Origin of the sequence: Mesorhizobium sp. SEMIA396 (assembly GCF_024518615.1) — a bacterium.
Lineage (GTDB): Bacteria > Pseudomonadota > Alphaproteobacteria > Rhizobiales > Rhizobiaceae > Mesorhizobium.
Genome location: NZ_JANIFC010000003.1, coordinates 180,497 through 194,426, shown reverse-complemented (window position 1 = coordinate 194,426; position 13,930 = coordinate 180,497). Strand labels below are relative to the sequence as shown.

The 13,930-nt window shown below is 64.2% G+C and carries 13 protein-coding genes; 3 read left to right on the top strand and 10 right to left on the bottom strand.

The features are described 5' to 3' along the window. Nucleotide 1: 1 nt before the first annotated feature. On the top strand, nt 2–901 hold the full coding sequence (locus NP503_RS10380) for an aldose 1-epimerase (protein WP_127271236.1): 900 nt from the start codon (nt 2–4) through the stop codon (nt 899–901). Nucleotides 902–940: 39 nt separating this feature from the next. On the opposite strand, the gene phnN is transcribed toward NP503_RS10380, so the two are convergent. From phnN to NP503_RS10335, 9 genes are all read right to left on the bottom strand, one after another. Beyond that, nucleotides 941–1,570, bottom strand: coding sequence for a phosphonate metabolism protein/1,5-bisphosphokinase (PRPP-forming) PhnN (gene phnN / locus NP503_RS10375; protein ID WP_164748922.1), 630 nt, complete (start codon nt 1,568–1,570; stop codon nt 941–943). Beyond that, entirely contained in the window at nt 1,567–2,706 is a 1,140-nt protein-coding gene (locus NP503_RS10370; protein ID WP_127269078.1) for an alpha-D-ribose 1-methylphosphonate 5-triphosphate diphosphatase, read from the bottom strand. Before NP503_RS10370 ends, phnN begins: the two co-directional genes overlap by 4 nt. 13 nt (nt 2,707–2,719) lie before the next feature. Beyond that, nucleotides 2,720–3,427 carry a DUF1045 domain-containing protein gene (locus NP503_RS10365; RefSeq protein ID WP_127269079.1) on the bottom strand — a complete coding sequence of 236 codons (708 nt, stop codon included), beginning with the start codon at nt 3,425–3,427 and terminating at the stop codon, nt 2,720–2,722. A gap of 153 nt (nt 3,428–3,580) precedes the next feature. Beyond that, nucleotides 3,581–4,393, bottom strand: a complete 813-nt coding sequence (gene iolB / locus NP503_RS10360) for a 5-deoxy-glucuronate isomerase (protein WP_127269080.1) — start codon at nt 4,391–4,393, stop codon at nt 3,581–3,583. Between the two features lie 322 nt (nt 4,394–4,715). Then, nucleotides 4,716–4,934 (bottom strand): DUF3329 domain-containing protein, encoded by a 219-nt coding sequence (locus tag NP503_RS10355; protein WP_127269081.1) that lies wholly within the window; start codon nt 4,932–4,934, stop codon nt 4,716–4,718. Nucleotides 4,935–4,992: 58 nt separating this feature from the next. Continuing rightward, nucleotides 4,993–5,910, bottom strand: coding sequence for a myo-inosose-2 dehydratase (gene iolE, locus NP503_RS10350; protein WP_127269082.1), 918 nt, complete (start codon nt 5,908–5,910; stop codon nt 4,993–4,995). A gap of 223 nt (nt 5,911–6,133) precedes the next feature. Beyond that, complete coding sequence (gene iolD / locus NP503_RS10345; protein ID WP_127271234.1) at nt 6,134–7,984, bottom strand: 3D-(3,5/4)-trihydroxycyclohexane-1,2-dione acylhydrolase (decyclizing); 1,851 nt, start codon at nt 7,982–7,984, stop codon at nt 6,134–6,136. 34 nt (nt 7,985–8,018) lie between these two features. Further along, complete coding sequence (gene iolC / locus NP503_RS10340; RefSeq protein ID WP_127271232.1) at nt 8,019–9,953, bottom strand: 5-dehydro-2-deoxygluconokinase; 1,935 nt, start codon at nt 9,951–9,953, stop codon at nt 8,019–8,021. 141 nt (nt 9,954–10,094) lie between these two features. Then, on the bottom strand, nt 10,095–10,940 hold the full coding sequence (locus tag NP503_RS10335; RefSeq protein ID WP_164748924.1) for a MurR/RpiR family transcriptional regulator: 846 nt from the start codon (nt 10,938–10,940) through the stop codon (nt 10,095–10,097). A gap of 155 nt (nt 10,941–11,095) precedes the next feature. Between NP503_RS10335 and NP503_RS10330 the strand changes: the two genes are divergently transcribed. Beyond that, nucleotides 11,096–12,205, top strand: coding sequence for a Gfo/Idh/MocA family protein (locus NP503_RS10330; RefSeq protein ID WP_127269053.1), 1,110 nt, complete (start codon nt 11,096–11,098; stop codon nt 12,203–12,205). Nucleotides 12,206–12,376: 171 nt separating this feature from the next. Here NP503_RS10330 and NP503_RS10325 read toward each other — a convergent pair whose 3' ends face one another. After that, the gene (locus tag NP503_RS10325) at nt 12,377–13,075 is read right to left on the bottom strand and encodes a YafY family protein (RefSeq protein ID WP_127269054.1); all 699 of its coding nucleotides are present in this window, start codon (nt 13,073–13,075) and stop codon (nt 12,377–12,379) included. A gap of 128 nt (nt 13,076–13,203) precedes the next feature. Here NP503_RS10325 and NP503_RS10320 point away from each other — a divergent pair, with 128 nt between their 5' ends. Continuing rightward, nucleotides 13,204–13,839 carry a LysE family translocator gene (locus NP503_RS10320; RefSeq protein ID WP_127269055.1) on the top strand — a complete coding sequence of 212 codons (636 nt, stop codon included), beginning with the start codon at nt 13,204–13,206 and terminating at the stop codon, nt 13,837–13,839. The last annotated feature ends 91 nt before the right edge of the window (nt 13,840–13,930 follow it).

Sequence of the window (13,930 nt, the reverse complement as noted above, 5' to 3'; positions counted from 1 at the left end):
GATGGCTGCAATTCCTGAACCGTTGACGCTCAGGGCCGGCGCGCTCGAAGCCGAACTGGTGCCGCAAATCGGCGGCAGCCTCAGCGCGCTGCGCTGGCGCGGCATCGATCTCATGCGCAGGCTCTCGGACCATGATCGCGAAGCGGGCAACGTGCTTGGCGTGGCCATGTTCCCGATGATACCCTACGCCAACCGCATCGCCGGAAATACCTTCGAGTTTCGAGCGAAGCGCTGGCGGGTCCAGCCCAACAATCCGCCCGAAGCCATCAACGTGCATGGCAGCGGCTGGAAACACCCCTGGACTGTCACTGCAGCGGGCGACGCCCAGGCAACGCTGTCGCTGGATATCGCAGCCAGCCTCGAACCCTACTCCTATCACGCGACGCAGGCTTTCGTGCTGTCCGAAGAAGGCCTCGACGTGACCATGACACTGACCAACACGGGGCCGGTTTCCATGCCGTTTGGTTTCGGCCTGCATCCTTGGTTCGACCGCGACCCGGACGTCACGCTGCAATTCAAGGCCGCGCGGTTCTATCTGGAGGAACCGCAAGGCATCGCCGGCGATCCGATAGCGCTTGCGCCCGAACTCGACTTCGCCGAGAGCCGGCCTTTACCCGCCGGCTGGCGCAACAATGATTATGGCGGCTGGACGGGTGAGGCGACGCTTCGCTTTCCGGCGCGCGGCGCGGGTTTGCGCATCAAGGCCGATCCGATCTTCAAGCACCTGATGCTGTACGCCGATCCGGCCAAGCCTTACTTTTGCGTCGAACCGCAGACCATGGCATCCGGTGCTTTCAACCGGGGCGGATGGAGCGATCCGGACGAGGGCGCCATCGTGCTCGCCCCAGGTGAAAGTTCGGCCGGCACGGTGTCGCTGATGCCCTTTGCGCTTGGGGCTTAAAGCGCCCATCGCGTGAACGAGGCGTCAGGAGCCGACGATCTAGATCAGGCCCGACATGTCGGAAAAAGCCATCGCCTTGCGCAGCACCTCGGCGAAGCGTTCGCCGGCCGCTTCGCGCGGGCCGCTGTTGTCGATCGAGGTGACGCCGGACCCGGACAGAGTGACATTGGCGCTGCGTGCCAGCCGCGCCAGCACTTCGCCGCGTGACTCGCGGCCGCGCATCGCCAGACGCTCGGCCAGCACTTCAGGCGAGGCGGTGATCTCGACGATGGCCAGATTGGCATAGCGTTCGCGCAAGGAGGGGATGATCGCGCGCGACACATTGGCGACAGCGACACGGCCATTGGCGACGGACCAGTCGACATCGGCGGGGATGCCGTAGCGCAAGCCGTGCGCTTCCCAGGAGATGGCGAAGGCGCCATCGGCTTCGGCCTCGACGAAGGCGGCATCGGCCAGCGTGTCGTGGTCCTCGCTGGCGACATCGCTCGGCCTGGTGATGACGCGGCGGACGAACTCCAGCCGCGTTTCGTCGGCAAAGCGGGCGCGGGCGTAGCCGATCACTGTGTCCTTGCCGGCGCCGCTTGGGCCGACGACGGCGACGAAAACGCCATCGCGGATCGGAAACGTCTCGGCCGACAATTCCCGCTCGATCGACGCCGACACCATCATGCGACCCGGCTTCCCTGCCGCCAGACGGTGCGCACCACCGGGACATGGTCGTCGACGCGCACGCGCACCAGATCGGCGCGGCGGCCCTGTTCGATGACGCCGCGATCGGTCAGGCCAACCGCATCGGCCGGGTTCTTCGAGACCATGGCGACGGCCTGCGGCAGGGAAATGCCTTCGACGACATCGCCGAGGAAGAACGCCGACTGGATCAGGCTGAAGGGAATATAGTCGGATGACAAGATGTCGAGCAGGCCGTCGCTGGCCAGCGTGCGGGCCGAGACATTGCCCGAATGCGAGGCGCCGCGCATAACGTTGGGCGCGCCCATCAGCACGCCCATCCCGGCCTCTTTCGAGGCCCTGGCGGCCTCTTCCGTGGTCGGGAATTCGGCGACGCGCACGCCCTGCTCGATCGCCTCGTCGACATGGCCTGATGTGGCGTCGTCGTGGCTGGCCAGCACGATGCCGCGCTCCTGGCAGGCGGCTGATATCACCGCCCGGTTCGGCGCCGAATTGCGCGCCGATTCGGCCATCCGCTTTTCGCAGAACAGCTTGAAGTCGCGATCGGTCAGCTTCAGCTTGCGCTGGTAATAGTAGGCATAGGTCTCGAGATCGACGAACTGGCGCTGGCCTGGCGCATGGTCCATCAGCGACGCCAGCTTGACCCGCTCGTCGCCGTCGAAATTGGCGAAAGCCCTGAGGCAGTCCGGTGCCGAAACCTCGCAGCGCAGATGGATGAAATGGTCGGCGCGCAGACGGTCCTGCTTCACACTGTCCTCGATCGCGTCGGCCAGCTTGCGGATGTCGGCCGATGTCAGGTCGGCGTCTTCGTCCATGCCGACGCGCAAGGCGTCGAGCACGGTGGTGATGCCGGCGGTCGCCACCTGCGCGTCATGGGCGAGCACGGCGGCGATCGGATTCCAGCGCACCTTGGGCCGCGGCGCGTAGTGGCCTTCGAGATGGTCGGTGTGCAATTCGACCAGCCCGGGAATGATATAGTCGCCGCCCATATCCTCGCCGATGCGGCTGATGCCGGATTCGATGCCGGCGATAAAGCCGTCGCGCAGCACCAGCGAACCCTCGACGATCTCGTCGGCAAGCACGATGCGGGCATTGTGGAGAACAGTCTCGGCGGTCATTTCAGGCAGTCCTTCAGGCGGTTTTTCTGGCCGGGCGGCGCCCGAGCGCGTGATGCGAGAGCACCATGAACGGTGCACCCGGTTCGGTTTCGACAAACAAGGTCAGCGCATCCACCAGCACCTTCTGTTGCAGCACTTCCGCGAACAGGCTGTCGATCGCTGCGCGCAAACGAGGGCTTTCCTGTGACCCCGCCCGGCCCGACAGCGTCATGTGGAAGCGAAAGGTTTCGAAGACATAGGGGTAACCCCATTGGCAGAGATTGCGGAACTCGGCCGGCTTCAGCGAATCCGGGCTGCGCCGCTCGATTTCCGCTTCGCTCAGTGGTGCGCGAAACCGGTCGAAATCGCGCACCACGTCATCGGCGAACCGGTTGAGCGCAGGCACTGGCCCTTCCGGCACCAGTGCGAAGAAGCCGTCGATCTGGCTGACCACGAGACGCGGGATGGTCACCACCGGCGTCGCCTCGGCGAATTGGTCGAGTGCGGCGCGCAGCGAGGCTTCCGTCTCGTCGGCAGCCAGGCGGAAGGGGGCTTTCAGCGTTGCGTGAAAGCCATAGCGGCGCGCCGAAGCGGTGTGGAAAGCGACTTCCGCCGCCGACAGGTCGGCCACCGCTTCGACCGGCCTCGTCGCGGCGCCGAACGCGTCGCGGCCCAGCCAGTCGGCGGCGATCCGCGCCAGAGGCTCGTCCTGCCGGGGGGTGAAATAGAGGGCGTAGCGCATGGAAAGTCCTTGTCAGCTTCGCTGCCATAGGTGATTTCCATGACGAATTGACGAAGCCTTGCTGGCTTTCAGGTAACAAAACGCTGCGGCGGGGTCATTAGCCGACGATTTTTTCGTGCTGGACCAGGGAGCGAGTGCTCACGCAGCGACCGATCAGGCCTTCATCAACCACTCGTGCTCGGGCGCGTTGTGGAATTTCCACGTCCGCTTCGGTCCGGCCATGACGTTGAGATAATAGAGGTCGTAGCCGTGGCAGGCGGCGCAGGGGTGATAGCCCCCGGGCACCAGCACGACATCGCCATCCTCGATCGCCATCGCTTCGTCGAGCGCGCGATGGCCATTCTCGTCGGCATCGGTGTAGACGCGCTGGAAGGCAAAGCCCTGCGGCGGGTTGAGACGGTGATAGTAGGTTTCCTCAAGATAGGATTCAGCGGGCAGATTGTCCCGGTCGTGCTTGTGCGGCGGATAGCTCGACGTGTGGCCGCCGGGCGTGATCACCTCGACCACCAGCAGCGAATCGGCCGGCTTGCCCTCCGGCAATATGTTGGTGACATAGCGTGTGTTGGTGCCCTTGCCGCGCACCTCCTGGCCGAGATCGTCCGGTCCGATGACGCGAACCGGCAGACCGCCGCCAAGGCCCGGCGCCGAGCAGACCGCGAGTTCCAGTCCGGTGTCCGCCGTCACCGACCAATCCGATCCCTCAGGCACATACACCGACCACGGCTTGCCCTCGAAGGGCGACATGCGCTCGCCGAGCAGGCCGAGATCCTTGCCGCCGGCTGAAGCCTTGCCCTTGCCGGTAACGAACACCAGGCAGACTTCGCGATCCTCCGTCTTGCCGGAGACGCTCTCGCCCGGCTTCAGCCGATGCAGGTCGAAACCGACATAGGTCCAGCCGGCGCTTTTCGGCGTCACATGGGCGACGCGGCCATGGCCTTTGTCGGCTTTGACGAGCAGCTTCGACATTTTTGTCTCCTATTCCGTTGGCTTGAAGGACTCCGTGAAGCCAAGCCGCCTGTTTGAAAGGGCCATCGCAAATCTTCGGCCGGCGCCCTTCCAACTTCGTCATCCTAGGGCGAAGCAGGAGCGAAGCTCCGTCGCGGAGACCCTAGGATCCATGCCGTTGCCTCGGCCGAAGGGCGCAGCGGAGCGGATTCTGCACCGTCACACCAGCTTCAAAGTCATGGCATGGATCCTAGGGTCTGCGCCGCGTCGCTTCGCTCCTTGCTCCGCCCCAGGATGACGAAACGAGAAGCACTGCAAGATAGTCGCCAACGCATGCGATCAGTTACTCCTTCGGCTCGGGCTCGACCGAAGGCTTCGCCTCGTCAGCAGGCTTGTAGAGATAAAAAAACTGCCAGACGGCGTAGCCGGCGAAGCCGAGCGCGATCATGCCCCAGAACGGCGTGCTGGTGGCGAACTCGATGATCGACCAGATGACGCAGACCGCGACGATGGCGACACGCCGCCACAAAGGTCGGAAGAAGGGGTGTTCGGAATCTTTCATAGGGCCAATCTACAGCAATCGGTCTCGCCGGGAACCCGTCGCACCAGCCATTGGGAAACTAGACATTTGGAAAGCCTTGCGTCTCGACCGTATAGCCGGCGGCGGTCATGACGCGCATCAATTCCTTGTAGCCAACCTGTGCCATCCTGAGTGGCGGGTTCTTCTTCGGGTCCTGCTCGGCCTCGACCACGAACCAGCCCTCATAGCCATGGTCGGCGAAGCGCTGCACGATGGCGCCGAAATCGAGCGAGCCGTCGCCCGGCACGGTGAAGGCGCCCAGCGCCACCGCGTCGAGGAAGGATTGTTTGGTGCGATCGAGCTTTTCGATCACGCCCATGCGAACGTCCTTCACATGCACATGGCTGATGCGGGTATGATGGTTGTCGATGGCACGCAGCACGTCTCCGCCGGCGAATGCCAGATGTCCGGCATCGAGCAGCAGCGGAATGCCGGCTCCGGAATAGCGCATGAAGGCATCGAGTTCCGGCTCGGTCTCGACCACCGCCGCCATGTGGTGATGATAGGACAGCGGCATACCCTGTTCGGCGCACCATTCGCCAAACGCGGTCAGGCGTTTCGCGTAAGCCTTCATCTCGTCATCCGACAGCTTCGGCTTGGTCGCCAGCGGCTTCGAGCGGTCGCCCTGGATCGAGCGGCCGACTTCGCCATAAACGATGCAAGGCGCATTCACCGCCTTGAACAGGTCGATCATCGGCTGGATGCGATCCTTGTTGTCGGCCATCTCCCCATCGACCAGCGTGCCGGAGAACCAGCCACCGCATAGCGTGACGTCGGACGCCTTCAGGATCGGCAGCATGATTTCGGGATCATTGGGAAAACGCCGGCCCATCTCCATGCCGGTGAAGCCGGCCGAGCGCGACTGGCGCAGGCATTCTTCCAGCGACACGTCATCGCTGAGTTCCGCAAGATCGTCGTTCCACCACGCAATGGGGGACATGCCCAGTTTGGCTTTCAAGTCGTCACTCCGGTTTAGAACAGTTATCCTTTGGTTGCCGCCGCCCCTCATCCGCCTGCCGGCACCTTCTCCCCGTATAGGGACGGGGACAAGGGGTCTAGCCGCGACCTCGGCGTCTTTCTTGCGACGGCGGTGATTGGCGAAACCGGTGGTGACAGCGTCCCTCTCCCCGTCCCTATACGGGGAGAGGATGCCGGCAGGCAGGTGAGGGGCAGCGCCGACCTCAATCACCCACACTCTGCATCTTCCGCTTTTCGTCATACGCCTTGCGCGCCGCGTTGACCTGCGGCCGTACAGACACTTCCGGCACCGCCACGTCCCACCAATGGCCGCCGGCATCCGTGGAAACCAGCGGGTCGGTGTCGATGACGAGCACCGTTGTGCGCGTATTCTTCCTGGCTTGTGCCAGCGCGTTTTCCAGCCCGGCGATCGACGGCACTTTCTCGGCGATCGCCCCCATGCTCGCCGCATGCGCGGCAAAGTCGATGTCGGGCAGAACCTCGTGGCGCGAGTCCTTCAGCAGATTGTTGAAGTTGGCGCCGCCGGTCGCCATCTGCAGCCGGTTGATGCAGCCATAGCCTCTGTTGTCGAGCAGCACGATAGTGAGCTTGAGGCCGAGCATCACCGAGGTGGCGATTTCGGAGTTCATCATCAGGTAGGAGCCGTCGCCGATCATGACGACGATCCCCTCGCCGGGCTTCGCCATCTTGGCTCCGAGCCCGCCGGCAATCTCGTAGCCCATGGTCGAGAAGCCATATTCGCCATGATACGATCCGGGCGCGCCCGCCTGCCAAAGTTTGTGCAATTCGCCCGGCAACCCGCCGGAGGCATTCAGCAGCGTCACACCGGAGCCCATGGCGCGCTGCACGGCGCCGATCACCTGCGCGTCGGACGGGTAGGCGGCATTGGTCGACGCCGTCACCTTGGCCGCCTCGGCCTGCCAGGCCTTCTTGCCGGAGGACGCATTGTCGGTCCAGCTTGCCGGCGCCTTCCAGCCCTTCAGCGCAGCACTGAGTTCGGCCAGGCCCTCGGCCGCATCGGCGACCAGTGGCAGGGCGCGGTGCTTGCCGGCGTCGAAGGGCTGCACGTTGAGCCCGATGATGGTCTTGCCCGAATTCTTGAACAGCGCCCACGAACCGGTGGTGAAGTCCTGCAGACGCGTGCCGATGGCCAGCACGACATCGGCTTCCTCAGCCAACCGGTTGGCGGCAGAAGTTCCGGTGACGCCGACCGCCGCCATGTTGAGCGGATGGTCGTCCGGCAACGAGGATTTGCCGCCTTGCGTCTCGCAGACCGGGATGCCGGCGCTCTCGGCGAATTTCGCCAGTTCGTCCGACGCCTGCGAATAGAGGACGCCGCCGCCGGCGATCACCAGCGGCTTTTTTGCGCCCTTCAGCGCCGCTACCGCGGCGGCAAGCTCATGGCGATCCGGGCGCGGCCGGCGCTGGTGCCAGACCCTCTCGGCAAAGAAACTCTCGGGGTAGTCGTAGGCCTCGGCCTGCACGTCCTGGCACAGAGACAGCGTCACCGGGCCGCATTCGGCCGGATCGGTCAGCACGGCCATGGCGCGGCTGAGCGCAGGAATGATCTGCTCCGGCCGGGTGATGCGGTCGAAATAGCGTGAAACCGGACGGAAGCAGTCATTGACCGTAGCCGTGCCGTCGGAGAAATCCTCGGCCTGCTGCAGCACCGGATCTGGGATGCGGTTGGCGAAGACGTCGCCCGGCAAAAACAGGACGGGCAACCTGTTTACATGGGCGAGCGCCGCCGCCGTCACCATGTTGAGCGCGCCGGGGCCGATCGAAGAGGTCGCGGCCATGAAGCGGCGGCGGAAATTGGCCTTGGCGTAGGCGATCGCCGCATGCGCCATCGCCTGTTCATTGTGGGCGCGGAAGGTCGGCAGCTCGTCGCGCAGCTGATAAAGCGCCTCGCCGATGCCGGCGACATTGCCGTGGCCGAAGATCGCCCAGACGCCGCCGAAGATCGGGACTTTGCTCCCGTCGATCTCGGTCATCTGGCGTGACAGGAAGCGGGTCAGCGCCTGCGCCATTGTCAGGCGGATTGTCTTGCTCATGGTGTTTTCCTCCGCAGTCCTATTCCGCGCCTTCTTATGCCGCCTTGCGGCCGCGCTCGGCAAGCCACGCATCCGTCAACTGTTCGAAGCGCTGCGCCATGTCGGCGATCGCCTCGTTATCCGACATCTTGCCGGCCAGCCATTGTTCGGCCGCATGGACGAAGATGGTGCGGCCGACGGCAAAGCCCTTGACGATGGGCGCCTTGGCGGTGGCGGCGAACGCCGCTTCCAGCTCGTCCTGCGGCGCTTCCAGGCCCAGCAGCACGACGCCGCGGCACCACGGGTCGTGCTTCAGGATGACGGCCTCGATCTTCGCCCAGGCGCCGCTCGACGCCTGCGGCTCGAGCTTCCACCAGTCCGGCTTGATGCCGAGCGCATAGAGTTCCTCCAACGCGCGCGGGATCGTCGTGTCGTCGAGCTTGCCATGTTTGCCGGCAATGATCTCGATGAGAAGTTCCCTGCCGACCTTCCGCGCGCCTTCGAACAGGGCGCGCAACTTCTGCTGCTGTTCTTCCTTCAGCGCCGCCGGATCGTCGGGGTGATAGAAACACAGGCATTTGATGCAATGGTCGACCGGCCATTCGACAAGCTGCGAGCCGATGTCCTGCGAGAATTCGAAGCGCAGCGGCCGCGAACCCGGCAACTCTACCGGCCGCCCGAGCCAGGCGAAGGAATGCCTGGCGAATTCGAACATTGCCTTGCGGCCGTGTTTCTCGTCGATCAGCATGCCGTAGCCGTCGCGGCCGGCGGCGACCTTCGCAGCCGCCTTGACTGCCAGCACCTTGAATTCTTCGATCCGTGCCGGATCGGCGCCGGCCTTCGCCGCCACATCCTCGAGCTGCACGCGGTGGTCGCACGCGAGCGCCATCAGCGAGGGAATGTCGCGCCGGCGCGTCGTTGCCCAATGGATGTGGTTGATCGCCTCGTCCTTGCGCAACGCCAGATGCTCGCTGCCGTGTTTGAGGAAGAACCGCAGTTCTTCGAAGGTCGGATATTCCGGCGCGCAGAGCAGACGCGACACGGCGAAGGCGCCGCAGGCATTGGCCCAGGTCGCCGCTGTCGCATGATCTTCGCCACCCAGCCAGCCGCGCAGGAAACCGGACATGAAGGCATCGCCGGCGCCCAGCACATTGTAGATCTCGATCGGAAATCCCTTGCCGACGACACCGTCCTCGAGATCGTCGCTGATCGGTCCGTCATAGACGATGCAGCCCATGGCGCCGCGCTTCAGGACGATGGTGGCGGACGACAGCGAGCGGATCGTCTTCAAGGCGCTCAGGCAATCGTCGGCGCCCGACGCGATCATGATCTCCTCCTCGGTGCCGACGATGAGGTCGCAATCGGGCAGCACCGTCTTCAACTGCGCCGAGACCCGGTCCGATTTCACATAGCGCTCGAACCCTTCGGCATGGCCGGCAAGGCCCCACAGGTTCGGCCGGTAGTCGATGTCGAACACCACCTTGCCGCCCTTGGCCTTCATGATGCGGATCGCCTTGCGCTGCGCGGCATCGCTGTTGGGCCTGGAAAAATGCGTGCCGGTGACGACGATCGAGCGCGCCGAGGCGATGAAGGCCTCGTCGATGTCTTCCGGCGCCAGCGCCATGTCGGCGCAGTCCGAGCGATAGAAGATCATCGGCGAAACGCCTTCGTCCTCGACCGACAGCAGCACCAAGGCGGTAAGCCGCTCCTTGTCGGTCTTAAGGCCGTCGACATTGACGCCTTCACGCGTCAGCTGCTCGCGGATGAAGCGGCCCATCTGCTCGTCGCCGACGCGGGTGAGCAGTGCCGAGCGCAGGCCGAGCCTGGCCGTGCCGACCGAGATGTTGGCCGGGCAGCCGCCGACCGACTTGGCGAAGGAGGTGATGTCCTCCAGCCGCGAGCCGATCTGCTGCCCATAAAGGTCCACGGAAGCGCGACCGATAGTGATAACGTCGAGCGGCGCGTATTCAGCGTCCACGGCTTCGCTCATTGGAACCTCCCGTCGGCCTTGTTGTGTTGGGGTACACGCGCGAGCGGCAGCGTGGCGCCGGGAATATGAAATAATAATTCCAATCCATAGTCAATATGGAATGAGTGTTCCTTCCGTGAAAAGTGTCTTTTCGGCGATGGATCAGGCCTTGCGCTTGCGGCCCGTGTCGCGTCGCTTCTCGCCGACGCCGACGGTCAGCGCCATGGCCAGCGCCATTGTCGCCGACAGCGAGCGGAAGCCGGCGAAATCGGCCTCTGCAACCTCGAACCAGACCTTGGCGAACTGGGCGAGCGGCGAAAACGAGCTGTCGGTGATGGCGACGATCGGCACGCCCTGTTCCGAAATGCTGCGCGCTTCCTCGATCGTGGCCGGTGCGTAGGGCGAGAAGGAAATGGCGATGACGGCATCCGCCGGCGTGGCGAAGCCGATCATCTCGGCATTCAGCCCGGCCGCCGATTCGATCAGCTGGTTGCGGATCTTCAGCTTGCCCAGCGCATAGGCGATGTAGGACGCCACCGGATACGAGCGGCGCTTGGCCAGCACGTAGATGGTCTCGGCCTTCGCCAGCAGGGAAATGGCGTCTTCCAGATGCGCGTCGTCCAGCGTGCGCGAAATGTCGTTGAGCGAGGTGCTGGCGGCGGCGACGAAGCCGTCGAAGATCGACCGATGGCCGGCGCCGCCCTCTGCCTTGGCGCGCAGCGCCTGCAGCCTTTCGTCATAGGATGAGTTGCGCTCGCGCAGCCGTTCGCGAAACACCTGCTGCAGGCTGGTGAAACCATCGAAGCCAAGCTGCTGGGCAAATCGGATCAGGGTCGAAGGCTGCACGCCGGCCGAAGCGGCGATGCTGGCGGCGGTGCCGAAAGCGATATCGTCGGGATTGTCGAGCGCATGGGCAGCGATCTGGGCGATGCGCTTCGGCAGGCTTTCGCGCCGCTCCAGGATGGTGGTGCGCAGCGTCTCGAAATCGCGAGGTACCCGTTCGTCCATCGTCGCTCTGTCCAGGCTCATACGTGAAGCGTCCTCTGTGCATCATCATAGCGAGCCTGCGCAAGAACACCATAAAAAATGAGGCAGACATTCCATTCCAAGAGAAAATGGACTAATTCATCCACGCAGCGCTTCAAGCAGTGGAGAAACGGAAAATGGTCGGCGTCGGTCTCATCGGTACGGGTTTCATGGGCAAGTGTCATGCCATCGCATGGAGTGCCGTCAGCGCCGTCTTTCCCGACGTTGCCAAGCCACGGCTGGTCCATCTCGGCGAGGTCAATGAAGAGCTTGCCCGGCGCAAGGCGGGCGAGTTCGGGTTCGCCAAGGCGTCGGGCGACTGGCGTGCCGTCGTCAACGATCCCGAAGTCGATATCGTCTCGCTGACCACGCCCAACCAGTTCCATCCGGAAATGGCCATCGCCATCCTCGAAGCCGGCAAGCATCTGTGGTGCGAAAAGCCGATGGCGCCGAGCTTTGCCGAGGCCGAGGCGATGGCAGCGGCGGCGAGAAAGTCCGGCAAGATCGCGGCGCTCGGCTACAACTACATCCAGAGCCCGGCCATCCGCCACATCGGCGCTTTGCTGGAAGAGAAGATCATCGGCGAGGTCAACCATCTGCGCATCGAGATGGACGAGGACTTTATGGCCGACCCAGAGGCGTTGTTCTTCTGGAAGCACGAAGCCGCGTCAGGCTATGGCGCGCTCGACGATTTCGCCGTGCATCCGCTGTCGCTGGTCTCAGCCCTGTTCGGCCGCGTCGCCAGTGTCATCTGCGACATGGCCAAACCCTATGCCGATCGCAAGCTGGCCAGCGGCGGCCGCCGCGCTGTGGAGACCTACGACATAGCCAGCGTGCTGATGCATCTGGAAAGCGGCATTGCCGGCACGCTGCTGGTCAACCGCTCGGCCTGGGGCCGCAAGGGCCGCATCGCCGTCCAGATCTTCGGCTCGAAAGGGTCGATCCTGTTCGACCAGGAACGATCGAACGAATTCCAGCTCTATCTCACATCAGATCGGCCGACCGAGCAGGGCTACCGCACCATCCTGGTGGCGCCGCACCACAAGCCCTATGACCTCTTCGTGCCGGCGCCAGGCCATGGCCTCGGCTTCAACGACCTCAAGATCATCGAGTGCCACGAACTGCTGACGCGGCTTGAAGGCAGGCCGGCACGGCTCATCGAATTCGCCGAAGGGCTGGAGATCGAGCGCACGGTGCACGCGATGGCGCGCTCCTTCGAGGAAAAGCGCTGGGTGGACGTGCGGTGAGGCGGCGGCTCACCTTCTCCCCTTGCGGGAGAAGGTGGCCTCGCGAAGCGAGGTCGGATGAGGGGTGCTCCAGGGAACACCAACGTCTCACTCCGCTGGAACACCCCTCATCCGTCTCGGCGCTGCGCACCGATCCACCTTCTCCCACAAGGGGGAGAAGGGAGAATCGCGTCAGCCGCCAACCGCCGCATTGATCTCCCATCCATTCACCCAGACCTGCCGCAAGCGGTCGCCTTCGCCCTTGAACCGCAACCCCGTCGCCTGGCAATCCTCGATCCGGTCGCTGCGGAAATTGCGGATCGCCTGGCGCAGCTCGCACCAGGCGACGATGTTGGCGGTTTCGGCGTAGTAGATGAGCGCGATCGGGCGGACGAGGCGCTCGGAGGCCCGGCCCATCTCGTCGCGATATGAGAGATCGAGCTTCTCCTCGTCGCGGATGGCGCGTCGCACCAGCGCCAAGTCGATCGCGCCGGTCGAGGGCGCGGCGAATCCCCACGCATGCAGCGCATTGGCGTCGAAGGCCTGGCGCAAGGGTGGTGGCACCGCCCCGGCGATCTTGGCGCTGACGCGCTTGGCCGCCTGCTTGAGCTCGCTGTCTCCGGTGCGCTCCAGCAGCGCCAGCGACAGGACGATCGCCTCCATCTCCTCGATCGAGAACATCAGCGGCGGCAGGTCGAAGCCGGGGCGCAGGATATAGCCGATGCCGCGGCCCCCTTCGATCGGAACGCGCATCGCCTGCAGCGCTGCGATGTCGCGATAGATCGAGCGTACCGTCACTTCCAGCCGCTCGGCAATCGTCGCCGCCGTCACCGGCTGCCGCGCCAGCCGCACGATCTGGATGATCTCGAACAGGCGTGACGCCTTGCGCATTTTTTCCCCGGGTTGCGAGCCCAATTGACACAGCATTGTCAGTTGGGCTGACCTATAGGAGCGCCTATCGACTTGAAAATCAACAGGTTCCGCTGCGGTTTGGCGGAGCGAGGCGGCAGGCAACTGACATGGGCTATGCGGAAAATCTCTGGCTTTTCTTTATCCTGCTGTTCGGCATCATCGCCGTTCCGGGCATGGACATGCTCTTCGTGCTTGCCAATGCACTGACCGGCGGGCGCGACAGGGGTCTCGCCGCGACCGGCGGCATCATGGTCGGCGGCATGGTGCACACGCTGAACGGCGCCATCGGCGTCGGCCTGCTGATGCATTTCGTGCCGATCCTGTTCAAGCCGCTTCTGCTTGCCGGCGCCGCCTACATGGCCTTTATCGGCATCACGCTGATGCGCAGTTCCATCACTGTCGGTCAGGAAGGGCCTGCCGGCAGCCGGTCCGCATGGAAGGCCTTTCGCCAGGGTTTTGTGACCTGCCTGATCAACCCGAAGGCATACCTGTTCGTGCTTGCCGTCTACCCGCAGTTCCTGAAACCGGACTACGGTCCGATCTGGATGCAGGCGACGGTCATGGGGCTGCTGACCGTGGCCACCCAGGCTGCGATCTATGGCGGACTGGCGATCACGGCTGGCCGCAGCCGCAACCTTCTGATCGCCAATCCGCGGGCGACCATTTTTGCCGGCCGGGCGGCCGGACTGCTGCTCTTTGCCGTGTCGGTGTTCACGGCATGGGAAGGATTAAGGGCGGCGTAGGATTTCTTGCGAAGAAGACCCCCACCTCTAACCCCTCCCCCACAAGGGGGAGGGAGACTCCCGCCGGCGCTGACAATGGCAAACTGCCGAG